Here is a 24,565-nt window from a genome sequence, read left to right as displayed (position 1 = left end):
TCAGGCCAAAAAAAAGCCGGGTCTTCGTTACCGTAAGACCCGGCATTTGTTACGTGTTTAGCGTGAGGTAACAGTTTTTTCACGTGAGTGAGTGTTACCTGAAGCGTTACCCCTCGCTGGCAACCCCTGTTTTCCTGCGCGGGATGCCCAGGCGCTGGCGGCGTTCCCACAGGCATTTACGGCTGACACCCAGTTTGCGAGCCAGCTCGGTTTCAGTCATGTGATCCTGATGCTCCAGCACGAAATGCTGGAAGTAGTCTTCCAGTGACAAATCTTCGGTCGGGTCCAGGCTGGTGTTACCGCTGCTGATGCTCTGTTGTGGGGCAAGACCGATAAAGTCGTCGTCTTGTAGATCACTCAGCTCGATATCGATGCCCAGCAAGTCGGCGGAAATTTCCGGGCTTTCGCACAGAATCACCGCGCGCTCTACAGCGTTCTCCAGTTCACGCACGTTACCTGGCCAGGCGTAATGTCGAATGGCTTGTTCGGCGTCCGCCCCGAATTTCAGGTCGGTGCGGCCCACGCGGGCGCTTTGGCGGGCAAGGAACGCGTGGGCGATCTCGTTGACGTCTGCGCCACGTTCTCGCAGCGCGGGCAACTTGAGCGCAATCACGTGCAGGCGGTAGTACAGGTCTTCGCGGAACTGGCCGATCTTGGCGAGGCTTTTAAGGTCACGGTGAGTCGCGGCAATCAGGCGTACATCGACCTTTTGAGACTGCACCGACCCTACGCGGCGGATTTCGCCTTCCTGAAGCACCCGCAGCAAGCGCGCCTGGGCTTCGAGGGGCAGTTCACCGATCTCATCAAGGAACAGGGTGCCGCCATCCGCCGCCTCGACCAACCCGGCCCGGCCCGCGCTGGCGCCCGTGAACGCGCCTTTTTCATGGCCGAACAGTTCCGATTCGATCAGTGATTCAGGAATCGCCGCACAGTTAACCGAGATCATCGGTGCCTTGGCACGCTTGGACAGGTTGTGCAGGGCACGGGCCACCAGCTCTTTACCCGTACCAGATTCGCCTTGAATCAATACGTTGGAGTCTGTGGGGGCCACTTTGCGGATCTTGCTGTACAGGTCCTGCATGGGCGGGCAAGAGCCAATGATGCCGATTTCGCCATTACTGTTATCCACAGCATTTTTGTCAGCAGCCGCAGCTTTGGCCGGGCGCTCGACGGACTGGCTCTCGGCGTTCTGACGATCACGCAAAATGCGCGCGACCGCTTGCAGCATTTCGTCGTGATCGAAGGGTTTGGCGATGTAATCGACCGCGCCCATTTTCATCGAGTCGACGGCCGAGCGCAGGCTGGCGTAACTGGTCATGATCAGCACCGGCTTGCCTTCTCCGAGCTTGATCAGCTCGGTGCCTGGCGCGCCCGGCAGGCGCAGGTCGCTGACAATCAGGTCGAACGAGGGAATGCTGAAACGCTCCTGCGCTTCCTGCACCGAGCCCGCTTCGCTGACTTGGTACTGATTACGCTCCAACAAGCGGCGCAACGCGGAGCGGATGATGGTTTCGTCTTCGACGATCAAAATATGCGGCATTGATTCGGTTCTCTCGACGGTCTCAGTTCACAGCGGACGTCGCTTCGACATGGCGCGGTAGTGTCACCCGGATACGGGTTCCGCGCTGGCTTTGAATGTCAGCCGGGCTGTCGATGGTGATTTGTCCATAATGCTCTTCAACGATGGAATAGACCAGTGCAAGGCCCAGACCGGTGCCTTCGCCAGGGTCCTTGGTGGTGAAGAAAGGTTCGAACAGACGGTCCATGATGTTCTTCGGAATGCCCGATCCTTCGTCTTCGACGATCAGGTCGACGGTGTGTTCGCTGGCTTCCGTCTTGACCCGTACCGCACTGCCGGCCGGGCAGGCGTCACGGGCGTTGGACAGCAAGTTGATCAGCACCTGCGCCAGTCGCTGCGGATCGCCGTCGACCCAATGATCGGGGTCGCACAGGTTGTAAAACTGCACTTCAAAGTTGCGCCGGTTCAATGCCAGCAGACCGATGGCATCCTGTGCGACTTCGGCCAGGCACACGGGTTCGTCATTGTGTTGATGGCTGCCTGCGTGGGCAAAGCTCATCAAGGACTGCACGATGCGCGAGATGCGTTTGGTCTGTTCGAGTATTTGGCTGCTGATTTCCGTCAGCTCGCTATCGTCTTCGCGTTCTTCGCGCAGGTTTTGCGCCAGGCAGGCAATACCGGTCACCGGGTTGCCGATTTCATGGGCCACGCCCGCAGCAAGGCGACCGATGCTGGCCAGTCGTTCGGAGTGCACCAGTTTGTCTTCGAGCATCTGGGTTTCGGTCAGGTCTTCCACCAGCAGGACGAGGCCGCTGTTGCCGGGCGCCAAGGGCTCATCAATCGCCGCCTTGTGCAAGTTCAGCCAGCGCGTCTGTCCATCCAGTGCCAAGTGCTGTTTGTGCAGGTGCTCATCCGGCAGTTCGATAAAACCTTGCAACAGCTGGCGCCACGGATCGCCCAATGTGTTCAGACGCGAGCCCACGACCCGTTGCGCCGCAATGCCGGTCAATTCTTCCATGGCTTTGTTCCACATCAGGATCTCTTGATCCTTGGCCAGTGAGCACACGCCCATCGGGAGTTCTTGCAGGGTCTGGCGGTGATAGCGGCGCAGGGCATCGAGTTCGGCTGCCAGCCCGGTCAGGCGCGAATGGTAGTCCTCAAGCCGGCTTTCGATGAAGTGGATGTCTTCGGTGACGTAATTTTCGCCACCCGACTTGTAGGGCAAAAAGGTTTCAACCATGTCCTGCGCAACACTGGGGCCCATCAGGCCCGAGAGGTTGGCTTCGATGCGATCGCGCAGGCGGCGCAGGGCGTAAGGTCGGCGTTCATCGAAGGGCAGGTACAAGTCGCGCAAGGCTTGCTCGACTTCTTTTTGCGCAGCCTTGGCGCCTAACGGTTTGGCCAGTTGCGTGGCGAACTCTTGCGGTGAGGCCGCGTGCAGTTCACGCCGTTGCGGGCGACGCACATTGTCCACCGCGCAGGCTTCAGCTGCGCTGGCTTCTTCGGTGCTGGCGTTGGTGAACAGGGAAATCAGGGTGAACATCAGGACGTTGGCCGCCAGCGACGCGATGGCCGCCATGTGCCAGCTGGTGTCATCCAGCACGTAAATCATGTCCAGCCACGGGATGTAGAAGCCCTGGAAGTTGCCGATCAGCGGAAACAACATGCTGACCATCCACACCACGATTCCGGCCAGCAAACCGGCAATGAACCCCCGGCGATTGGCGGTCGGCCAATACAACACGGAGAGCACGCCCGGCAAAAACTGCAGCGTCGCCACAAACGCGACGATGCCGAGGTTAGCCAGATCCTGCTCAGCGCCCAGCAGCAGGTAAAAGCCATAGCCGGCCATGATGATGGCTACGATCAGTGCGCGGCGGGTCCACTTCAGCCAGCGGTAAATATTGCCTTCGGCCGGTGGCTGGTAAAGCGGCAGTACCAGGTGGTTCAGGGCCATGCCTGAGAGTGCCAGCGTGGTCACGATGATCAGCCCGCTAGACGCCGACAGCCCGCCGATATACGCCAGCAAGGCCAGAGATTTACTGTTGGCTGCGATCCCGATGCCGAGCGTGAAGTATTCCGGGTTGGTAGTAGCGCCCAGTTTGAGTCCGGCCCACAGAATCAGCGGCACTGCGAGGCTCATCAGCAGCAAGAACAGCGGCAGGCCCCAGCTGGCGCTGACCAGAGCCCGTGGGTTGAGGTTTTCAGTGAAGGTCATGTGATACATGTGCGGCATCACGATGGCCGAGGCAAAAAACACCAGCAACAGCGTGCGCCACGGGCCTTCTTGAAGCGGTGTGTGCAACGAGGCCAGTGCGGTCTGATTTTGCTGCAACCACACTTCGAGCTGTTGCGGGCCGTCGAAGACCCCGTACAGCGCATAAAGGCCCACGCCACCAATGGCGGCCAGTTTGATCACGGATTCGAAGGCAATGGCAAACACCAGTCCTTCATGTTTCTCGCGGGTCGCAATATGCCGTGAGCCGAAGAAAATGGTGAACAGCGTGATCATCGCGCAGAAGCTGAGGGCTACGCGATGCTGCACCGGCTCACGGGTGAGAATGCTGATGGAGTCCGCCACGGCCTGGATTTGCAAGGCCAGCAGCGGTAACACGCCGATCAGCATAAAAATAGTGGTCAACGCGCCCGCCCAAGTGCTGCGAAAGCGAAACGCAAACAAGTCGGCAAGGGAAGACAGTTGGTAGGTACGAGTGATCTTCAGGATCGGGTAAAGCAGCACGGGCGCCAGTAGAAAGGCGCCCGAGACTCCGAGGTAACTGGAGAGAAAGCCGTAGCCGTATTCGTAGGCTAGGCCGACGGTGCCGTAAAAGGCCCATGCGCTGGCGTAAACGCCCAGTGACAGGGTGTAAGTCAGCGGGTGACGGATGATCGCGCGCGGGATCATGCCCCGTTCGCTGATCCACGCCACGCCAAACAGCACCAGCAGGTAAGCGGCGCTGACGAGCACCATCTGGGTCAGGCTAAAGCTCATCGGCATCTTTTTGGCTCTGCAGAATAAAGGTCACCACGATCAGAATCAGCCAGAGCAGATAAGGCCGGTACCAGGCGCCCGTCGCGTTGATCCACCAATCCATGATGGCGGGGGAAAACAGGTAGATCCCGACAACCAGCAACAGGACCAATCGATAGATATACATCCCGCCCTCACTTAACGGGCCGCATGCCCCAAAAACGTGCGGCGATGGTAACGGATGGCTGGCAACCTGCAAGGGCTGTCAGCGTAAATGCGCTTCTTGCAGGGTGTGGGTGCGGGGTATCAACCCGGCGTCCCAGTGCGCTATTGCCCAGTCTAGAACCTGGCGCGGACTCGCGTGCTCCAGACGGTCGTCAGTCGGTTGGCCCAGCGTGCGCAAGGCGCGTAGTAACAAGGGTGTGGCTTGCTCGGGCGTCAGTGCAGGCGAACGGTAGGATTTGCCGAGTTTGTGGCCATCGGGTTGCACGATTAGCGGCACGTGCAAGTAGCGCGGCTGCGACAGGCCGAGCAACTCTTGCAGGTAGAGCTGGCGCGGTGTGGAGTCCAGCAAATCGGCACCGCGCACGATATCGGTCACACCTTGGGCGGCATCATCGAGTACGACGGCCAGTTGATAGGCGTAAAGCCCGTCACGGCGACGGATGATGAAATCCCCCACGTCGCGGCCCAGGTGTTGGCGGTACTCACCCTGGACGCGATCCGTAAAGGCATATTCCAGTTCCGGGACCCGCACGCGGATGGCCGCGTTTTCCATGGAGTGTCCGGCGTTACGGCAGAACCCCGGATAGACGCCGTTATACCCTTCAAGTTGTTTGCGCGAGCAGGTACAGGCATAGGCCAGGCCTTGGCTGAACAGGCGCTCTACAACGTGGGCGTAGGCGTCATGACGATCGCTCTGCCGGATCCATTCACCGTCCCACTCAAAGCCATAGCGGTGCAGCGCTTCAATAATCGCGGCTTGGGCACCGGGCATCTCGCGGGGTGGATCAAGGTCTTCCATGCGCAATAACCAGCGGCCACCTGCCGAGCGGGCGTCCAGATAGGAGGCAAGGGCTGCGACCAGTGAGCCAAAGTGCAAATGACCGCTGGGGGTAGGGGCAAAGCGCCCGATGTAGGAGGGGGATGATGCAGCCGTCATGGCATGGATCCTGTAACCGCTGGCGCTAGGTGCGAAGTGCGAGGGGAGGCCGTTGTGCTCGTATCTTCAGGGCGCCTGACCGCTGTTGCAGTGTCAGCAGGGCAGTGCTGTGTGAGCACGCTTCAGAAACGAAAACGGGGCGTTCGCACGCCCCGTTTGGTCAAGCCGGCGATTACTTGCCGACTTGTTTTTCCTTGATTTCAGCCAAGGTTTTGCAGTCTACGCACATGTCAGCGGTTGGGCGTGCTTCAAGACGGCGGATACCAATCTCGACACCACAGGACTCGCACCAGCCGTATTCTTCGTCTTCGATCAATTGCAGCGTCTTGTCGATTTTCTTGATCAGCTTGCGCTCGCGGTCGCGGGCACGCAGTTCCAGGCTGAATTCTTCTTCCTGGCTAGCGCGGTCGGCCGGGTCAGGAAAGTTTGCCGCTTCGTCTTTCATGTGATCAACGGTGCGGTCGACTTCCTGCATCAAGTCCTGTTTCCACTTTTGCAGAATCTTGGTGAAGTGTTTGCGCATGGGCTCGCCCATGTACTCTTCACCCGTCTTTTCAACGTAGGGCTCGAAGCCGCTAAGCGTTTGAGTATTCTGTTGCTTTGCTTCTGTGGGCATGAAATGGACCGCCTCTCATTCTTCTAATCCATTGCGCAGGATTGCAACATCACCGACACCTGCCGGCCCTGCGGCTGCAAGCGGCCGAACTTACCAGATCAAATCGGGCCGCGCTACTCCCTGTTGTCTGGCCTGTTGCCGGTGTTTGTGCACAAACCCTGTAGTGCTTGAGATTAATGGCTGAATATTAAATTTAGTCGAGCTATGACCGGAGCTTGCGCCGTTTGGTTCTACCGGGGCGGCCGCTAAGACCTTATTTAGCTCTCCCTCTTGCGTGGGCTTGGGTAGAATCGGCCTTTTGCTCACTCAGGAAGGCAGGCTCATGGCTCAGTCTTACAGTGCGCGCAGTCGCGCAATCGAACCGTTCCACGTCATGGCATTGTTGGCGCGTGCCAATGAATTGCAAGCGGCGGGCCATGATGTGATTCATCTGGAGATCGGTGAGCCTGACTTCACCACAGCCGAGCCCATTATCGCGGCCGGGCAGGCGGCGCTGGCAGCGGGCAAAACCCGCTATACCGCGGCCCGCGGGCTGCCTGAGCTGCGCGAAGCCCTATCAGGTTTCTATCAGCAGCGTTACGGGCTGAGCATTGATCCTGGCCGCATTCTGATAACCCCCGGCGGTTCTGGTGCACTGCTTTTAGCCAGCAGCCTGCTGGTCGATCCGGGAAAACACTGGCTACTTGCCGATCCGGGCTACCCCTGTAACAGACACTTCCTGCGCTTGGTGGAAGGCGCTGCCCAGTTGGTGCCGGTCGGCCCGGAGGTGCGTTATCAACTGACCGCTGATTTGGTGGACCGCCATTGGGATCAGGACAGTGTGGGCGCGCTGGTGGCTTCGCCTGCCAACCCGACGGGCACGCTGCTCAGCCGTGATGAACTGGCCTCGCTGTCGGCGGCCATCAAGGCGCGTAACGGGCATTTGGTGGTGGACGAGATTTATCACGGTCTGACGTACGGCTGTGAGGCGCCGAGTGTGCTGGAAGTGGATGACAGCGCCTTTGTGCTGAACAGCTTTTCCAAATACTTCGGCATGACCGGCTGGCGCCTGGGCTGGCTGGTGGCTCCACCCGAAGCCGTCGCGGACCTCGAAAAGCTGGCGCAGAACCTCTACATCAGCGCCCCGAGCATGGCGCAATACGCCGCGTTGGCGTGTTTCAAACCCGAGACGTTGGCCATTCTCGAAGCGCGTCGGGCCGAGTTTGGCCGCCGTCGTGACTTCTTGCTGCCCGCCTTGCGCGAGCTGGGCTTCAAGATTGCGGTCGAGCCTGAAGGCGCGTTTTACCTGTATGCAGACATCAGTGCGTTTGGCGGCGATGCCTTCGCGTTCTGCCGCCACTTTCTAGAAACCCAACATGTTGCCTTCACGCCCGGTCTTGATTTCGGTCGTTTTCAGGCCGGCCATCACGTGCGCTTTGCTTACACCCAAAGCCTGCCGCGTTTGCAGGAAGCGGCAGAGCGCATTGCTCGTGGACTACAGAGCTGGAACCGCTGATGCAGTTTTCTCCCGCGTTGGAAGAAGGACGTTTGATCAAGCGCTACAAGCGTTTTTTGGCAGATATCGAAACGGTTAACGGTGAGTTGATGACCATTCACTGCCCTAACACCGGTTCCATGCTCAATTGCATGGTCGAGGGCGGGCAGGTCTGGTTCAGTCGCTCCAATGACCCCAAGCGCAAGTTGCCGGGGACGTGGGAAATCAGTGAAACCCCGCAAGGCCGGTTGGCCTGCGTCAACACCGGCCGTGCCAATCGCTTGGTCGAAGAAGCCCTGCTGGCCGGGGTGATCACTGAACTCAACGGCTTTACGGCGCTTAAGCGTGAAGTGGCGTATGGCCAGGAAAAAAGCCGGATTGATTTCCGTCTCGAATACCCCGACGGCTTTGCCTTTGTTGAGGTCAAAAGCGTGACCCTGGGGTTTGACGGTACATCCATCGCTGCTTTTCCGGATGCGGTGACGCAACGCGGTGCCAAACACTTACGAGAACTTGCGAGTTTGGCCCGCGACGGCGTGCGCGCAGTACAGCTGTATTGCGTCAATCTCACTGGTATTGATGCCGTAAGGCCGGCTGCAGAGATTGATCCTGGCTATGCCGCCGCCTTAAAAGAGGCGGTCGCAGCGGGCGTGCAGGTGTTGGCGTATGGCGTAAGCCTGACCCCTGATGCTGTACGAGTGGACCGCCGTTTAGCGGTCATCCTCTGACATTTCAAGGCTGAGCCAGATGCCTTGGCTGTCTTCGTGGCAGTCAAGGCCGGTTAGAAATTGCCCGGCGCAAGGCCCGGCCACGCACTCGCCGGACTCGATCAAGAACAGGGCCGCGTGGGTGGCGCATTTAATCAGGCTGGTGCTGTCGTCAAGAAACTGGTCGGGCTGCCACTCCAGGCGGACACCCCGGTGCGGGCAGCGGTTTTTGTAGGCATAGACCCGGCCCTCACGTCGCACGACAAGCACGTCTGATTCGTCTATTTGAAAACCGCGACTGTTGCCTTCTTTCAAGTCCTCAGAGGGGCATAACCACTTCATGGCAATCCTTAATGGCTGCTGATACTCGCGTAGATGACGCGGGTGACAGGGTGTTTATAGGTTGACGTGCAAATGCAAACAATTATCAAATGGCTGGCTGCTCCGCGATCTGCTGTGTCCACGGCGCGGGATTTTACTGTTCCCGCTGACCCACTTATTAAAGGAACGCCTTTGTATGCGCTTGCGTCTTCGCCTGATTACGCTCTTTGCTGGCCTTGTGATCAGTACTGTCAGCTCGGCTGCCGAGTTGCCACACCGTTGGATCAGTGCCGGTGGGGCACTCTCGGAATGGGTCTGCGCGCTGGGGGCGGAGTCTAAATTGGTTGGGGTCGATACCACTAGCCAACATCCTGAATCACTTAAATCCCTGCCCAGCATCGGCTATCAGCGTCAGCTGTCGGCAGAGGGCATCCTGAGCCTCAGGCCTGATGTGTTGATCGGCACGCAAGAGATGGGGCCCGCCAAGGTCTTGAAGCAGATTCAAGCGGCCGGGGTGCCGGTTGAAATGTTCTCGGCGCAGGCTGATCTGACGACCCTGCAAGCGACGCTGACGCATTTAGGGCGATTACTTGGCGATACAGCGCACGCCAAGGACGTGTTTGACCGTTTTAAGCAGCAAATGGATCAGCAGCAGGCTCAGGTCAAGCACTTAAAAGCAACGCATAAGGCGCCGGGCGTCCTGTTGTTGCTGGGTCATGCGGGTGGTAAACCGATGATTGCCGGTAAGGACACCGCTGCCGATTGGTTGCTGACGCAAGCCGGCGGCCGAAACCTTGCCACCCATTCAGGCTACAAGCCTTTCTCGGTCGAGGCGTTGGCGGGGCTGAACCCGGAGGTTCTGGTGTTTGCAGATCGCAGTCTGAGCGGTGAGGCCGCCCGTACAGCCCTGTTGAAAGAAAACCCGGTGCTGGCATCGATTCGCGCAGTCAAAGCAGGGCGGCTCTATGAAGTGGACCCAACCTTGTTGGTCGGCGGGCTGGGGCCGCGGTTGCCGGAGCGTCTCAAGCAACTCACGGTTGAGTTTTACCCCGAGGCCGCGGCCGCTCAATGAAAACGCTGGTAAAACCCCGTTCTTTGTTTATTGGTTTGACCCTTTTGTGCTTGCTGGCGACCTGGTTGTCGCTGGCGCTTGGGCCGGTGAGTTTGCCGCTGTTCGATACGTTGCGCGCAGCCATGCGGTTGATGGGGTTGCCGGTACAGGGGGAAGGTCTTGAGCAGGCGGAGTTGATTCTCGGGCAGATCCGCTTGCCGCGTACCTTGCTTGGGCTGGCGGTCGGCGGTGTGCTGGCGCTGTCGGGCGTTGCGATGCAGGGCTTGTTCCGCAACCCGTTGGCCGACCCCGGTCTGGTCGGGGTCTCCAGCGGTGCAGCCCTGGGAGCGGCGATTGCCATCGTAGGCGGCGCTGCCTTGGGTGGGTTGCCCGACTTCATCGGGCCGTACTTGCTGTCGCTCTGTGCGTTTTTGGGGGGCTTGGGAGTCACTGCGCTGGTTTACCGACTGGGGCGGCGAAACGGCCAAACCCATGTGGCCGTGATGTTGCTGGCGGGGATCGCCCTGACGGCATTAGCGGGTTCCGCAGTAGGGCTTTTCACTTATCTGGCGGATGATGCGACGCTTCGTACGCTGACATTCTGGAACCTGGGCAGTTTGAATGGCGCCAGCTATGCGCGGTTGTGGCCGCTGCTGCTGGTGACGGCCGGCGTTGCGCTGTGGCTGCCACGCCGGGCAACGGCGTTGAATGCGTTGCTGCTGGGCGAGTCCGAGGCCAATCACTTGGGCATTGACGTGGAGGGCCTGAAGCGCGAACTGGTGTTTTGTACTGCTTTGGGCGTCGGTGCGGCTGTGGCGGCGGCGGGCATGATTGGCTTTATAGGCTTGGTGGTGCCCCATCTGGTGCGGCTGTTGGCCGGGCCCGATCATCGCGTGTTACTGCCCGCATCCGTCTTGGCGGGGGCGAGTTTACTGCTGTTTGCTGATCTGATTGCGCGTTTGGCGCTTGCCCCCGCTGAGCTGCCCATCGGTATTGTGACGGCCTTTCTGGGGGCGCCATTCTTCCTGTATTTACTGCTGCGGGGGCGCCACTGATGTTGCGAACGGAAAATCTGCAGATCCGTCGTGGGCAAAAAGCCGTGTTGTCGGCTGTCACCCTTGAGGTCCGTCCGGGCGAGGTCCTCGGCGTACTTGGGCCTAACGGTGCGGGTAAAAGTACGTTGTTGGCCGCATTGTGCGGGGAGTTGACGCCTGCCGAAGGGGAGGTCTGGCTCGATCAGCGTGCGCTGAGTCAATGGAAAGGTGGCGAGCGGGCCCAGCGACTGGCCGTGTTGCCGCAAACCTCGACGCTGGAGTTCGCATTCAGGGTTGAGGACGTTGTCGGCATGGGCCGTTTGCCGCACCAGACAGGCCGGATACGCGATGCCGAGATTGTTCACGCCGCCTTGCAGGCTGCGGATGTTGAACACCTGGCTGGTCGCAGTTACCTCGACTTGTCGGGGGGCGAGCGACAGCGTGTGCACCTTGCGCGCGTGCTGGCGCAATTGTGGCCGGGACAGGGTGGGCAAACGCTGTTGCTGGATGAGCCGACCTCGATGCTGGACCCTTTGCATCAACACACCACGTTAAAGGCCATTCGGGCGTTCGCCGACCGTGGCGCGGCGGTCCTGATCATCCTGCATGACCTTAATCTGGCCGCACGCTATTGCGACCGGTTGTTGCTGTTGGAAGACGGCAGACCGCGAGCGCTGGATTGTCCACAAGCGGTATTGCAGCCTGCGTTGCTCAAGGCTGTCTTCGGGCTGGATGTGCTGGTGCAGCCACACCCGGAATTAGGGCATCCGCTGATCATTGCGCGCTAAGCCCAACGCTGAGTAAGAGCTCTTCACACGTTTTGCAGGCAAAAAAAGACCCGGCAAGAGCCGGGTCAAATAACCGTGATTAGCCTGATGAGGAGATTTTCTGAGAGTCCGAACCAAGGGCCTTTCAGAAGATCGACTGGCCTCGCGACCAGATGGCGTAATAATAACAATTCTCATTATTGAGTCAACAGCAGTTTGTCGCTTTTTTTACTGCGATTGAAAAAAGTCAGACTTTGCGCGGGGCGAGCAATCCTTCGACCTGTTTGTTGAGGGCTTCTTTGCGTTCCGCAGGAACATCGTTCCAGTGGACATCCAGCAAGGCTCCCTCAATGGCATAGAGCAAGACTTTGGACGCTCTGAACCCTCGAGCCTTTACCGCACGATAGGCATCTGCGGCACCAAGCCGTTTCAAGTCCGAAAGGTTATGAATACCCACAGCGTGCAGCCATTGCGCCGACGTCTTCCCAAGATTTCTCAAATGCTGGAGTTCATCGTTCATCAAGCCTCCTTGCGACGGCGCGAGCGCAGTGTTTACTGGATCAAATCAGTCTTTCAGGAGTGTAGCGCTCTGTAGGAAAACCGCTCTTCTTTAGTCGGTTTTGGAACAAGCAGGGTGTTTTAAGGGCGAAATGCAGGGGTCGAGGAAACCCGCCGAAGGGAGATGAAACGATGAGGGTAGAGCCACCAGGCAAGGTCAACAAGCCGGGGTCGCGCCGACGCAAAAGCGCTCACCCGGATGTCGTATTTTTCTACTTTGTGCGGTAACGCAGGCGAGTGCCGAAGTTAACCGACATCAAAATTTCGTCCGCTGTCACTTCAACCGGGAAGTAGGCCCCTGAAATCTGCGCATGGGCCAGACTCGCACCTTCGATACAGGCTGTACGCAAGTCCAGCCCCCGGAGATCGGCAGAGCGGAAATAACTGTCGGTGAAATCCACGTCCTGGGCGTTCAGTTGCCGTAAATCCAAGCCTCGGAAATCGCCGCCTCGCATATCGATAGGCCCTTGCGGACGTTCCTGATTGAAACCGGCAATATCGTCTTTGTGCAGCAGCGCGTACAGCGCCGAATCAAGCAATTGTGGGCGGCTCATGGGGCGTCTCCTGTTGGATTTATGACGCCATTATAGTGCCACTATTGAGTGGCCGCGAACCTTTAGCGCCTCGCGGTCACTCGGCCTTATTACAGGCCTGGCAAGCGCTGACGAATGTCCTCGATCAAGGTGTCCAGACTCTTGCTGTTGTTGGTTTCAATACGCTTGCTGCGCTGCACTTCGTCAGCGCCCAGCGGCTCGCGACTGGCACGTTGAGCGTGCACCACGTCGAGGGTGGCATCGGACGGGTCGGTGTCTTGAGCCTGACGATGAGCCAGCCAGCCTTCAATCACGGCGTCCGGTGCGTCGCAATCGATGATCAGGTACGGCACACCGGTGGACTCGGCCACGCTGGCAGCGGCGTCACGTTGTTCGCGTTTCAGGTAGGTGGCATCAATGATGACCGGGAAACCTGCGCGCAGCACGGTTGCGGCCAGCTCATGCATTTTTTTGTAGGTGGTTTCGCTGGCGTCGGTGCTGTAGATCCCTTCACCCACAGCATTTTCAGGCTGCTGTTCACCGAACAATTGTTTGCGGATGACATCGGAGCGCAGACGGATAGCGCCCAAAGCTTCGACCAGACGCATGGCGACCGAGCTTTTGCCCACGGCTGAAACACCGTGAGTGATGGCCAGAAAGCGCGATGGAATCGTGCTGTAGCTTTCTGCGAGGTTGGCGTAGTTGCGGTATTGGCGTAGGGTGGCAGCGCGTTGAACGCCGGTGGCATCGGCGGGCATGCTGAACAGACTGACCTTGGCGCGCACCAGCGCGCGGTAGGCTTTATAGAAATTCAGCAGTTCAAGGCCCTGATAGTCGCCGGTCAGCTCCAGGTATTGGCTGACAAAACGCCGTGCCAGACACTTCAAGCCGCGGTCTTCAAGGTCCATGGCCAAAAACCCTACATCACCGTAGACGTCGGTGAAGCGGAAGGGCTCGTTGAATTCAATGCAGTCGAAAATCACCACCTTGCCATTGATCAGTGTGGCATTCCCCAAGTGGATATCACCGTGGCATTCACGGATAAACCCCTCGGCTTTACGTTGTTTGAGCAGCGGTTCAAGGCGGATGAAACTGCTCTCAGCCCAAGCTTGAAGGGCATCCAGTTGCTGCAAGTCGGCTTTATCTGTCAGAAACGGCCGAATTTGATCGAAGTTCTGGCGCACAGGCTCCATTACGGCTACTGGAGTGCCTTGGTAGTGTTCCAGCGGTACATGGGGCGCCTGGATATGAAAATGAGCAATTTGTTGGGCCATTTCATCAATGTGCGCGGCAGTCAGCTCGCCATTGGCTTGCAACGTGCTCAGCAATTGGCTCTGAGGGAATTGAAGCATTTTCAACGCGTACTCGATCACCACCCCGTTACCGCCGATCACAGGCGCATCGGGTGTGCCGGTGATGGGCAGTACGTCAAGGTATAACCCTTCAGTGAGGCGCTTGTTCAGGCGCAGTTCTTCATTGCAAAAGTATTGGCGTTGATTGAGGTCGGTGAAGTCGAGAAAACCGAAGTTGACCGGTTTTTTCAGCTTGTAGGCATACTGGCCAGTGAGAATTACCCAGGAAATGTGCGTTTCGATTACCTGAAACCCATCGACTTCATGCGGGTATAGGCTCGGGTTCTGTAGCGCGGCGATCAGGTTCTGGCTCACGGTTGGTCCTTCAAGACGGGGAAAATTCAATGGGCCATTATGGCTCCTGATGGCGGTACTGCAAACCGCCGGGCTGCGCATGTTGAACATGAACAAAGTGCGTATAATCCGCCGCCATGACTCGTACCCGATCCCCCCGTTCCCGTTCCAAACGTCCCTCCCGTGGCGGCCTGCGCCCATGGCTGGGCTGGGCGCTCAAGCTCAGTCTGGTCGGCCTGGTTGTACTGGCAGGTTTCGCCGTCTACCTCGATGCGATCGTTCAGGAGAAGTTCTCCGGCAAACGCTGGACCATCCCGGCCAAGGTTTACGCCAGGCCGCTGGAGCTGTTCGTCGGCCAAAAGCTGGCCAAGAACGACTTCCTCACCGAACTTGATGCCTTGGGCTATCGCCGCGAGAGCGCGGTCAGTGGCCCGGGTGCCGCGTCGGTCAATGGCAATACGGTTGACCTCAACACCCGCGGCTTCCAGTTTTATGAAGGCGCTGAAAAGGCGCAGCCAGTGCGTGTGCGCTTCTCCGGTGATTACGTAGCCGAACTGTCGACCTCCAATGGTGCCAAGCTGCCCGTGGTGCGCCTTGAGCCGCTGCTGATTGGCGGCCTGTACCCGAAGAACCTCGAAGACCGCATTCTGATCAACATCGATCAGGTGCCTCCGTTTCTGCTGGAAACCCTGGTAACGGTTGAAGACCGCGATTTTTACCATCACTTGGGGGTGTCCCCGAAATCGATCGCCCGTGCTATCTGGGTCAACTCGTCTTCCGGGCAAATGCGCCAGGGTGGCAGTACGCTGACTCAGCAATTGGTGAAAAACTTCTACCTGACCAACGAGCGCAGTCTTAGCCGCAAGCTGACCGAAGCGATGATGGCGTTGCTGCTGGAGTTGCACTACGACAAGCGCGAAATCCTTGAGGCTTACCTCAACGAGGTCTTTGTCGGGCAGGACGGACAACGGGCGGTGCATGGTTTTGGTCTGGCGAGCCAGTTCTTTTTCAGCCAGCCATTGTCTGAGCTCAAGTTGCATCAAGTGGCTTTACTGGTGGGGATGGTCAAAGGGCCGTCTGCCTATAACCCGCGTCGTTACCCGGAGCGTGCGCTTGAACGACGCAACCTGGTGCTCGATTTGCTTGAGCAGCAAGGTGTCGCCACCGCAGAGCAAGTGGCGGCAGCCAAGAAGATGCCGCTGGGGGTGACCAAACGCGGAAGCCTCGCAGACAGTTCGTTCCCGGGTTTCCTGGATTTGGTCAAACGTCAGTTGCGTGAAGACTATCGCGACGAAGACTTGACTGAAGAAGGTCTGCGGATTTTCACCAGTTTTGATCCGATCTTGCAGATGAAGTCCGAGGCCGCTGTCGGAGAAACCTTCAAACGGTTGGCCGGGCGCAAGGGTTCCGATGAGGTTGAGGCCGCGATGGTGGTGACTAACCCCGAAACAGGTGAAGTGCAGGCGCTGATTGGCAGCCGCCTGCCGGGTTATGCCGGCTTTAACCGGGCACTGGATGCGGTGCGGCCGATTGGCTCGCTGATCAAGCCAGCGGTTTATCTGACCGCACTTGAACGTCCGAGCCAGTACACATTGACCAGTTGGTTGTCGGACGAGCCGTTATCGATCAAAGGCGCCGATGGTCAGATCTGGAAACCTCAGAACTATGACCGTCGTTCCCACGGTACGGTGTTCCTGTATCAGTCGATGATGAATTCCTACAACTTGGGCACTGTGCGACTGGGGCAGGAAGTGGGCGTTCCCAATGTGCTCAAGACCCTGGCGCGGCTTGGGGTGGAGCGTGAGTTCCCGGCGTTCCCTTCCATGTTGCTGGGCGCCGGTGCCTTGAGCCCGATGGAAGTGGCGACGATGTACCAAACCTTGGCCAACGGTGGTTTCAATACCCCGATGCGCGGGATTCGCAGTGTGCTGACGGCCGAAGGTGAGCCGCTCAAGCGCTACCCGTTCCAGATCCAGCAGCGCTTTGATCCGGGGTCCATCTACCTGATTCAAAACGCCATGCAGCACGTCATGCGTGAGGGGACAGGGCGTTCGGTTTACAACGTATTGCCCAAGAGTCTGGCGTTGGCCGGCAAGACCGGTACCAGTAACGATTCACGTGACAGCTGGTTTGCCGGGTTCAGCCAGGATCTGCTGGCTGTCGTTTGGCTGGGGCGTGATGACAACGGTAAAACACCGTTCACCGGTGCAACGGGCGCCTTGCAGGTATGGACCAGCTTTATGAACAAAGCCGACCCTCTGCCGCTGGATATGCCGCAACCGGATAACATCGTTCAGGCCTGGATTGACCCTCATACCGGCCAGGGTTCCGATGCGAACTGCCCTGGGGCTGTGCAGATGCCGTATATTCGCGGCAGTGAGCCGCCCGCCGGAGCCAGTTGTGCAGCCGAAACGCCTGCAACCGGTGAAGCGGTGATGGATTGGGTCAAGGGCTGGTTGAATTAAGCAAAGAGGAATTGACGTGAATAAGTGGTGGGTTCCGGCTGTTACAGCCCTGGCTTTGCTCAATGGTTGCGCCAGTGTTCAACAGGGTTCTATCCCTGTGGTCGACGCGGGCGTTCCTGTATCCAATAACGAGCGTGTTTCTGCTCAGCGTACGGCGAGTCATTATCCGCAGGCGACTGCACCGCGTGCCGCGCAGACTCAGGCGATCCCTCAGGATTCCGGCGTCGTGGTGATGATTCCCGGTGGTGCGTCGGCGGTGTCCACGCCGATCAGCACCGAGCCGTTTACGCCGGGGCCAATCACACCGGGCCCGGCGGCGGCGCCTATCAGCACTGGCGACTACACACCTGGCGCTGCTTACCGTGCACCGGCCCCGGTGACGCCAAGCGGTATTCCGTCCAGCAGTGGTGGACTGGCAGCTGATGAGCAATTGGATGGCCCGGTGCTGGCTTTGCTGACCACCGCTCAGCAACAGCAAGCAACCGGTGATTTGAATGGCGCGTCGTCGAGCCTCGAACGCGCGCAGCGTGTAGCGCCCCGTGAGCCGCAAGTGCTTTATCGTCTGGCCCAGGTGCGGATGGCACAAGGGGATGCTGCGCAAGCGGAGCAGTTCGCACGTCGCGGCCTGACATTCGCTGGCGGCCGTCCGGATCTTCAAGCCAGCCTGTGGGGTTTGATCGCTCAGGCGCGTGAGAAACAGGGTGATGCAGCCGGCGCTGCATTGGCACGTCAAAAAGCCAAGGTGAGTCTGTAATGGATGTACGCTTCCCGGCCATTGCCGAACAGTTGTTGCTGATTGAGCGCGAATTGCGCGTACAGGGCTGGTGGGACGAGGTATCGCCCACCGCTGAGGCGTTGAGCAGTGTTGAGCCCTTTTCAGTGGATACGCTGGACTTCCATCAGTGGCTGCAATGGATCTTTCTGGTGAGAATGAAACAAATCCTCGAACAGGATCTGCCGCTGCCCAATGCTTCGGGCATTCTTGAAATGGCTGAAATGGTGTATGCCGACAAGCCGTCAGAGAGTCTTGGCCTGCGTAATGCGCTGAAAAAGTTCGACCAACTGATCGTCGACGCTCGTTAATTGCCTAGCTGCCGGTTTTTCCGGCAGTCGTGCGCATATTTCTACCGCTTTGCGCCATTCAGGCGAGTTTTATCCCTCATCAAGCCCGTTTCTTCTATGTTCAGATGCGCGTAGTTGGAAAAAAGCGCAATTATTGCTTGACTTGGGTGGGGTGAATGAGAAGAATCGAAAGTCCGCTGTAGAGGGACTGCCAGAAGCAGACTCTCTCAGCAGATCATGAGGCGCACACCCGCGCCGACCTGTTACACCCGCAACGCGTTACCTCGCGCTGGGTGGGAAAACCCCGCAATACTTGGGGAGCTCCCAATACTTGCTCAGTCAGTGCTGACGTAGTCGGCGACCACCGTCGCTCATGCTCTGCTGAAAAGTAAACCTATTAAGACCCGTTCGTTTTTTGCGATCGGTATTCTGGCGTTTTAGAGGTGAACAACGTGGAGCTTTTATCTGGCGGTGAGATGCTCGTCCGCTTTTTGCGCGACGAAGGTGTCAAACATATCTACGGGTACCCTGGTGGTGCTCTCCTGCATGTCTACGACGCACTGTTCAAAGAACCGGAAGTGTCCCACATCCTGGTTCGTCACGAACAAGCTGCTACCCATATGGCTGACGGCTATGCCCGTGCCACCGGTAAAGCCGGTGTCGTTCTGGTCACGTCCGGCCCGGGTGCTACCAATGCCATTACGGGTATTGCGACCGCCTACATGGACTCCATTCCGATGGTCATCATCTCCGGTCAGGTGCCTAGCACCATGGTCGGGACCGATGCTTTCCAGGAGACCGACATGATCGGTATCTCTCGGCCCATCGTGAAGCACAGTTTCATGATCAAGCATGCTTCGGAGATCCCGGAGGTCATGAAAAAGGCGTTCTACCTGGCACAGTCCGGTCGCCCGGGGCCTGTGGTGGTTGATGTTCCCAAGGACATGACCAATCCGGCCGAGAAGTTCGAATACGTTTTCCCGAAAAAAGCCAAGCTGCGTTCCTACAGCCCGGCGGTTCGCGGTCACTCCGGCCAGATCCGCAAAGCGGTGGAAATGCTGTTGGCGGCCAAGCGTCCGGTTATTTACGCAGGTGGCGGCGTTATTTTGGGCGGCGGTTCTGCTCCGTTGACCGAACTGGCGAAAATGCTCAACGTGCCGGTCACTAATACGTTGATGGGCTTGGGGGCCTACCCTGGCACAGACCGTCAGTTCATCGGCATGCTGGGTATGCATGGCAGCTTTACGGCCAACATGACCATGCATAACGCCGACGTGATTCTGGCAGTCGGTGCGCGCTTTGATGATCGCGTGATCAATGGTCCGTCCAAGTTCTGCCCCAATGCCAAGATCATCCATGTGGATATCGACCCTGCGTCTATTTCCAAGACCATCAAGGCGGATGTGCCGATCGTAGGTCCGGTCGAAAGCGTCATGACCGAAATGGTCTCGATCCTCAAGGATATTGGCGAAAAACCCGATGCTGAAGCGGTCGCTGCGTGGTGGAAGCAGATTGATGAGTGGCGCGGTGATCGCGGTTTGTTCCCGTACGACAAGGGCGATGGCAGCAAGATCAAGCCTCAAGCCGTCATTGAGATGCTTTGCGAAGTGACCAAGGGTGACGCCTATGTGACGTCCGATGTGGGTCAGCATCAGATGTTTGCGGCTCAGTACTACCGTTTTAACAAGCCTAATCGCTGGATCAACTCAGGCGGCCTGGGCACGATGGGCTTTGGCTTCCCGGCGGCCATGGGTGTGAAATTGAGCTTCCCGGATGCTGATGTCGCCTGTGTGACAGGCGAGGGCAGCATTCAGATGAACATTCAGGAATTGTCGACGTGTTTGCAGTACGACTTGCCCGTAAAAATTATCAGCCTCAATAACGGCGTACTGGGAATGGTGCGTCAATGGCAGGACATGAACTACGGCAGCCGTCATTCGCATTCCTACATGGAGTCGCTGCCTGACTTCGTGAAGCTGGCTGAGGCTTATGGTCATGTAGGCATTCGGATTACGGATCTGAAAGACCTGAAGCCAAAAATGGAAGAAGCGTTCGCCATGAAAGACCGCTTGGTGTTCCTGGATATCCAGGTCGATACCAGCGAGCACGTTTACCCGATGCAGATCAAAGATGGCTCCATGCGAGACATGTGGCTGAGCAAGACGGAGCGTACTTAATCATGCGGCACATTATTTCTTTGCTTCTTGAAAACGAACCGGGTGCATTGTCTCGTGTTGTAGGGCTTTTTTCGCAACGTAACTACAACATTGAAAGCCTGACGGTAGCGCCAACTGAAGACCCGACCTTGTCGCGTCTGACGCTGACGACCGTAGGGCACGATGAAATCATCGAGCAAATCACCAAGAACCTGAACAAGCTGATTGAAGTGGTCAAGCTGGTCGATCTGTCTGAAAGTGCTCACATTGAGCGCGAGCTGATGCTGGTCAAGGTCAAGGCAACGGGGGCGCAGCGCGCAGAGATCAAGCGAACCACGGACATTTTTCGTGGCCAGATCGTTGATGTCAGTGCCAGTGTGTATACCGTGCAGTTGACCGGTACCAGCGACAAACTCGACAGCTTCATTCAGTCAATTGGAACCGCCTCGATCCTGGAAACAGTTCGCAGTGGCGTCACCGGGATTGCCCGTGGCGACAAAGTACTCAGCATCTAAAACTAATAAGTACTAATGGCCTAAATGGCCTGGATATAAGGGAAAATCATGAAAGTTTATTACGACAAAGACTGCGACCTTTCGATCATCCAGGGCAAAAAAGTAGCCATCATTGGTTACGGCTCCCAGGGTCACGCTCAAGCCTGCAACCTGAAAGACTCAGGTGTAGACGTGACTGTCGGTCTGCGTAAAGGTTCGGCCACTGTCGCCAAAGCTGAAGCACACGGCCTGAAAGTCACTGACGTTGCTAGCGCGGTGGCCGCGGCTGACGTGGTCATGATTCTGACCCCGGACGAGTTCCAGTCGTCGCTGTACAAGAACGAAATCGAGCCGAATATCAAGAAAGGCGCCACCCTGGCTTTCTCCCACGGTTTCGCGATTCACTACAATCAGGTTGTTCCGCGTGCCGACCTCGACGTGATCATGATCGCGCCGAAAGCACCAGGCCACACTGTGCGCTCCGAGTTCGTGAAAGGCGGCGGCATTCCTGATTTGATCGCTATCTACCAGGATGCTTCGGGCAACGCTAAAAACGTTGCGCTGTCTTACGCTTCGGGTGTTGGTGGCGGTCGTACCGGCATCATCGAAACCACGTTCAAGGACGAAACCGAAACCGATCTGTTCGGTGAGCAGGCTGTTCTGTGTGGCGGTACTGTCGAGCTGGTTAAAGCAGGTTTTGAAACACTGGTTGAAGCGGGCTACGCGCCAGAAATGGCTTACTTTGAGTGCTTGCACGAACTGAAGTTGATTGTTGACCTCATGTACGAAGGCGGTATCGCGAACATGAACTACTCGATCTCCAACAATGCTGAGTACGGCGAGTACGTGACAGGTCCGGAAGTTATCAACGCCGAATCCCGTCAGGCAATGCGTAATGCACTGAAGCGTATCCAGGACGGCGAATACGCCAAGATGTTCATCAGCGAAGGTGCCACCGGCTACCCATCGATGACCGCCAAGCGTCGCAACAACGCGGCACACGGTATCGAAGTGATTGGTGAGCAACTGCGCTCGATGATGCCTTGGATCGGTGCGAACAAGATTGTCGATAAAGCCAAGAACTAAGTTTGTAGCGTGAAGAAAAACGCGGCCTCGGCCGCGTTTTTTCGTTTAGAGGGTGGCTTCTGGTATAAAGCATCACTGTTTGCGTGTCCGTGTTGGCCGTGAACCTTTATCGAAACTTTCCATATCGTTGCAAGGTAATGTCCATGAGCGAACGTCCCGAAGAGCCAAAACAGGCCTCTGACGCCGATAGTCTGCTGCCTATCGATGAGCATGTCGAAGAAGGACATGACGCCGAAGGCCGTAAAGTCCGGCATCGTGGTATCTATCTGCTACCCAACCTTTTCACGACGGCGAACCTGTTCGCGGGTTTCTATTCGATTATTAACTCGATGAGCGCGCAAAGTGCCATGAGTGCAGGTGATGCGGCAGGTGCAAGCAAGTACTTTGCCTTTGCCGCGATCGCAATTTTTGTGGCCATGGTGCTCGACGGTCTTGATGGCCGGGTTGCCCGCATGACCAATACGCAAAGTGCTTTTGGCGCCGAATACGACTCTTTGTCTGACATGGTTGCCTTTGGGGTCGCCCCCGCACTGCTCGCGTTTGGCTGGGCGCTGGGGGATATGGGCAAAGTAGGCTGGATGGTCGCTTTCATTTACGTGGCTGGCGCGGCATTGCGTTTGGCGCGTTTTAATACTCAGGTGGGTACGGCTGATAAGCGGTACTTCATCGGGCTGGCGAGTCCGGCTGCTGCGGGTGTTGTGGCCGGGATCGTGTGGGCGTTCAGCGATTACGGCATTCAGGGTTCCAAAATGTCGTTCCTGGTGGCTTTGCTTGTAGCTGCTGCAGGCATGCTGATGGTCAGCAATATCAAGTACAACAGCTTTAAAGAGCTGGACTTGAAGGGGCGTGTACCTTTTGTCGCCATTCTGGCAGTGGTACTGGTCTTTGCAGTGGTTTTCAGTGATCCGCCGCGCATTCTGCTGCTGGTCTTCCTTGCCTATGCGGCGTCCGGCCCCATTCAGTATTTGTTGCATCTGCGTCGGAACAAAAGCGCCGAGTGATGTAATTTCTCCCATACTCCGTAGTCTATTGGGGCATCAGCCTTTCAATGCTACGGAGTTGCCATGCTCATCAAGCTCCCCTCCACGTCAGACAGTAAAGAGTCTGACGTCACGCCTGAATCCTTCTATTTATCGCGGCGAACATTGCTGGGAAGCTCGCTAGCCGGGCTTGCCGTGAGTGCATTTCCTCGTATTGGGCGTGCGCAAGACGCCGGGATGTACCCTGATGTGGAGGCGGGCACGCCACCCGCATGGTTTGCCGAAAAGCTGCCCAAAACCAAATGGCAGGCGGTGAATGTACAGGGAGAGTCAATCACGCCTTTCAACGACGCCACTCACTACAACAATTTCTATGAGTTCGGGACCGCTAAAGGTGATCCGGCGCAATATGCAGGTGCATTGAAGACTGAGCCATGGACGGTGGTTGTCGATGGTGAGGTCGGTAAACCGGGCCGATATGCGCTGGAAGACTTCATGAAGCCCTATCAATTAGAAGAGCGGATCTATCGGCTTCGCTGTGTGGAAGCATGGTCAATGGTCATTCCTTGGCTGGGCTTCCCGCTTTCAGCATTGCTTAAGCAGGTGGAGCCCACCTCGAAAGCAAAATTCATTCGCTTTGAGACGTTGCAGGATCCTAAGGTCATGCCCGGGCAGCGTTCCGGGTTCGCTTTGATTGAGTGGCCTTATGTGGAGGGGCTGCGGTTGGATGAGGCGATGAATCCATTGGCAATTCTGGCAGTAGGGATGTACGGGCGGGAATTACCGAATCAAAACGGTGCGCCATTGCGGCTAGTGGTGTCTTGGAAATATGGCTTTAAAAGCGTGAAGTCCATTGTGCGCATCAGCCTTGTTGAAGATCAGCCCAAGACAACCTGGCAGAGTATCGCGGCCGATGAATATGGCTTTTACGCCAATGTTAATCCGCAAGTGGACCATCCGCGCTGGAGTCAGGCGCGTGAGCGTCGTCTGCCAAGTGGCCTGTTCAGTCCGAATGTACGCGAGACGCAGATGTTCAACGGTTACGGCAACGAGGTGGCTTCTTTATATAGTGGGCTGGATCTGCGGAAAAACTATTGATGCGATTTCCTTATTGGCGCTCGTTTGTTTTTGTATGGGTGATTATTTGGCCGCTGCTGTGGGTATTCCAGGCGTGGAGTTCAGTGCTGGGACCTGATCCTGGCAAAGTGCTTGTTGATCGCTTGGGGTTAGGCACCCTGATCTTGTTGCTGATAACGCTTTGCATGACGCCTCTGCAAAAAATGACAGGATGGGCTGGCTGGGTTGCTGTGCGACGTCAAATCGGTCTGTGGTGTTTTGCTTATGTAATGCTGCACCTGTTGGCTTACCTGGTTTTTGTGTTGGGTTTCGATTGGTCTCAGTTGGGGGTGGAGTTGCGCAAGCGTCCCTACATTATTGTGGGCAGCCTTGGTTTATTGCTGCTATTCGTACTCGCGGTGACATCCAACCGTTACAGCCAGCGTCGTCTGGGCGCACGATGGAAAAAATTGCATCGCCTTATCTATGTGATTTTGGGGTTAGGACTACTGCACATGCTCTGGATCGTTCGTGCAGACCTTAAAGAGTGGGCGGTTTACGCGGCGATTGGGGCGATGTTGATGGTGCTGCGTGTACCGGTTGTGATGCGGCGTATACCCCGTCTATATAAGAAGAAAACGGTTTCTGCCTCATGAGTCAAAATTAGGGCTTGACTCAGAATTCCAACGGCCTATAATTCGCCCCACTTCCGGCGCAGTCGAAACGGAAAACTCCTTGAGTTTCAATGAGTTAGACGGTTTTTATTGTGCCAGCTTCAAATCATCGAAGCAGGAAATGAGGTGTTGACAGCAGCGTGTAACGCTGTAGAATTCGCCTCCCGCTGACGAGAGATCGAAAGCGCAAGTGGTTGATGTTACAGAGGAAACTTTGAAAACATCTTAAAGTA

General features: G+C 57.2%; 23 protein-coding genes. 14 read left to right on the top strand and 9 right to left on the bottom strand.

The genetic code is table 11. From position 1 onward, the window contains the following. Positions 1-106: 106 nt before the first annotated feature. From HBN61_RS15000 to dksA, 5 genes are all read right to left on the bottom strand, one after another. Positions 107-1,540, bottom strand: coding sequence for a sigma-54-dependent transcriptional regulator (locus HBN61_RS15000; RefSeq protein ID WP_047277496.1), 1,434 nt, complete (start codon positions 1,538-1,540; stop codon positions 107-109). Between the two features lie 22 nt (positions 1,541-1,562). Next, the gene (locus HBN61_RS14995; RefSeq protein ID WP_162199717.1) at positions 1,563-4,517 is read right to left on the bottom strand and encodes a sensor histidine kinase; all 2,955 of its coding nucleotides are present in this window, start codon (positions 4,515-4,517) and stop codon (positions 1,563-1,565) included. Further along, on the bottom strand, positions 4,501-4,677 hold the full coding sequence (locus HBN61_RS14990; protein ID WP_047277492.1) for a hypothetical protein: 177 nt from the start codon (positions 4,675-4,677) through the stop codon (positions 4,501-4,503). Before HBN61_RS14990 ends, HBN61_RS14995 begins: the two co-directional genes overlap by 17 nt. 78 nt (positions 4,678-4,755) lie before the next feature. Next, entirely contained in the window at positions 4,756-5,652 is an 897-nt protein-coding gene (gene gluQRS, locus HBN61_RS14985) for a tRNA glutamyl-Q(34) synthetase GluQRS (RefSeq protein WP_047277490.1), read from the bottom strand. A 172-nt stretch (positions 5,653-5,824) separates the two neighbouring features. Beyond that, positions 5,825-6,268: an RNA polymerase-binding protein DksA gene (gene dksA, locus HBN61_RS14980; RefSeq protein WP_047281243.1), complete on the bottom strand. Its 444-nt coding sequence runs from the start codon at positions 6,266-6,268 to the stop codon at positions 5,825-5,827. A 322-nt stretch (positions 6,269-6,590) separates the two neighbouring features. Between dksA and HBN61_RS14975 the strand changes: the two genes are divergently transcribed. Further along, positions 6,591-7,763: a pyridoxal phosphate-dependent aminotransferase gene (locus tag HBN61_RS14975; RefSeq protein ID WP_047277487.1), complete on the top strand. Its 1,173-nt coding sequence runs from the start codon at positions 6,591-6,593 to the stop codon at positions 7,761-7,763. Continuing rightward, positions 7,763-8,470, top strand: a complete 708-nt coding sequence (gene sfsA, locus HBN61_RS14970) for a DNA/RNA nuclease SfsA (RefSeq protein WP_047277485.1) — start codon at positions 7,763-7,765, stop codon at positions 8,468-8,470. Before HBN61_RS14975 ends, sfsA begins: the two co-directional genes overlap by 1 nt. Here sfsA and HBN61_RS14965 read toward each other — a convergent pair. Next, positions 8,453-8,791 carry a Rieske (2Fe-2S) protein gene (locus tag HBN61_RS14965; RefSeq protein ID WP_047277483.1) on the bottom strand — a complete coding sequence of 113 codons (339 nt, stop codon included), beginning with the start codon at positions 8,789-8,791 and terminating at the stop codon, positions 8,453-8,455. The genes sfsA and HBN61_RS14965 overlap by 18 nt on opposite strands. Before the next feature lie 175 nt (positions 8,792-8,966). On the opposite strand from HBN61_RS14965, the gene HBN61_RS14960 reads away from it, so the two are divergent. From HBN61_RS14960 to HBN61_RS14950, 3 genes are read left to right on the top strand one after another with little or no spacing between them, the layout of a single operon-like run. Next, on the top strand, positions 8,967-9,842 hold the full coding sequence (locus HBN61_RS14960) for a heme/hemin ABC transporter substrate-binding protein (protein WP_170047052.1): 876 nt from the start codon (positions 8,967-8,969) through the stop codon (positions 9,840-9,842). A gap of 50 nt (positions 9,843-9,892) precedes the next feature. Then, the gene (locus tag HBN61_RS14955; RefSeq protein ID WP_162841635.1) at positions 9,893-10,876 is read left to right on the top strand and encodes a FecCD family ABC transporter permease; all 984 of its coding nucleotides are present in this window, start codon (positions 9,893-9,895) and stop codon (positions 10,874-10,876) included. After that, positions 10,876-11,643 (top strand): heme ABC transporter ATP-binding protein, encoded by a 768-nt coding sequence (locus tag HBN61_RS14950; protein ID WP_047277477.1) that lies wholly within the window; start codon positions 10,876-10,878, stop codon positions 11,641-11,643. The genes HBN61_RS14955 and HBN61_RS14950 overlap by 1 nt, the downstream gene beginning before the upstream one ends. A gap of 226 nt (positions 11,644-11,869) precedes the next feature. Here HBN61_RS14950 and HBN61_RS14945 read toward each other — a convergent pair whose 3' ends face one another. From HBN61_RS14945 to HBN61_RS14935, 3 genes are all read right to left on the bottom strand, one after another. Continuing rightward, a complete protein-coding gene (locus HBN61_RS14945) occupies positions 11,870-12,142 on the bottom strand; it encodes a TfoX/Sxy family protein (protein WP_047277476.1) in 273 nt (90 codons plus the stop codon). Between the two features lie 250 nt (positions 12,143-12,392). Continuing rightward, a complete protein-coding gene (locus HBN61_RS14940; protein ID WP_047277474.1) occupies positions 12,393-12,734 on the bottom strand; it encodes a pentapeptide repeat-containing protein in 342 nt (113 codons plus the stop codon). A gap of 89 nt (positions 12,735-12,823) precedes the next feature. Next, entirely contained in the window at positions 12,824-14,380 is a 1,557-nt protein-coding gene (locus HBN61_RS14935) for an AAA family ATPase (RefSeq protein WP_170047051.1), read from the bottom strand. 116 nt (positions 14,381-14,496) lie between these two features. Here HBN61_RS14935 and mrcB point away from each other — a divergent pair, with 116 nt between their 5' ends. The 9 genes from mrcB to msrQ all read left to right on the top strand — a co-directional run bounded on the left by mrcB (position 14,497) and on the right by msrQ (position 24,314). After that, positions 14,497-16,824 carry a penicillin-binding protein 1B gene (gene mrcB, locus HBN61_RS14930; RefSeq protein ID WP_083333218.1) on the top strand — a complete coding sequence of 776 codons (2,328 nt, stop codon included), beginning with the start codon at positions 14,497-14,499 and terminating at the stop codon, positions 16,822-16,824. Positions 16,825-16,840: 16 nt separating this feature from the next. Further along, positions 16,841-17,578 (top strand): tetratricopeptide repeat protein, encoded by a 738-nt coding sequence (locus HBN61_RS14925; protein WP_083333219.1) that lies wholly within the window; start codon positions 16,841-16,843, stop codon positions 17,576-17,578. Continuing rightward, on the top strand, positions 17,578-17,907 hold the full coding sequence (locus HBN61_RS14920; RefSeq protein ID WP_047277467.1) for a YqcC family protein: 330 nt from the start codon (positions 17,578-17,580) through the stop codon (positions 17,905-17,907). Before HBN61_RS14925 ends, HBN61_RS14920 begins: the two co-directional genes overlap by 1 nt. A gap of 431 nt (positions 17,908-18,338) precedes the next feature. Further along, on the top strand, positions 18,339-20,063 hold the full coding sequence (locus HBN61_RS14915) for an acetolactate synthase 3 large subunit (protein ID WP_047277676.1): 1,725 nt from the start codon (positions 18,339-18,341) through the stop codon (positions 20,061-20,063). Positions 20,064-20,065: 2 nt separating this feature from the next. Continuing rightward, the gene (gene ilvN / locus HBN61_RS14910) at positions 20,066-20,557 is read left to right on the top strand and encodes an acetolactate synthase small subunit (protein ID WP_018609360.1); all 492 of its coding nucleotides are present in this window, start codon (positions 20,066-20,068) and stop codon (positions 20,555-20,557) included. Between the two features lie 48 nt (positions 20,558-20,605). Then, complete coding sequence (gene ilvC, locus HBN61_RS14905) at positions 20,606-21,622, top strand: ketol-acid reductoisomerase (RefSeq protein WP_047277462.1); 1,017 nt, start codon at positions 20,606-20,608, stop codon at positions 21,620-21,622. A gap of 143 nt (positions 21,623-21,765) precedes the next feature. Continuing rightward, positions 21,766-22,623 carry a CDP-diacylglycerol--serine O-phosphatidyltransferase gene (pssA, locus tag HBN61_RS14900; protein WP_047277460.1) on the top strand — a complete coding sequence of 286 codons (858 nt, stop codon included), beginning with the start codon at positions 21,766-21,768 and terminating at the stop codon, positions 22,621-22,623. A gap of 63 nt (positions 22,624-22,686) precedes the next feature. Next, positions 22,687-23,700: a protein-methionine-sulfoxide reductase catalytic subunit MsrP gene (gene msrP, locus HBN61_RS14895; RefSeq protein WP_170047049.1), complete on the top strand. Its 1,014-nt coding sequence runs from the start codon at positions 22,687-22,689 to the stop codon at positions 23,698-23,700. Next, a complete protein-coding gene (msrQ, locus tag HBN61_RS14890) occupies positions 23,700-24,314 on the top strand; it encodes a protein-methionine-sulfoxide reductase heme-binding subunit MsrQ (protein WP_047277456.1) in 615 nt (204 codons plus the stop codon). The genes msrP and msrQ overlap by 1 nt, the downstream gene beginning before the upstream one ends. The last annotated feature ends 251 nt before the right edge of the window (positions 24,315-24,565 follow it).

It is taken from the genome of Pseudomonas sp. WS 5071, assembly GCF_012985765.1.
Lineage (GTDB): Bacteria > Pseudomonadota > Gammaproteobacteria > Pseudomonadales > Pseudomonadaceae > Aquipseudomonas > Aquipseudomonas lundensis_A.
This window is presented reverse-complemented; position numbering and strand designations above follow the sequence as displayed.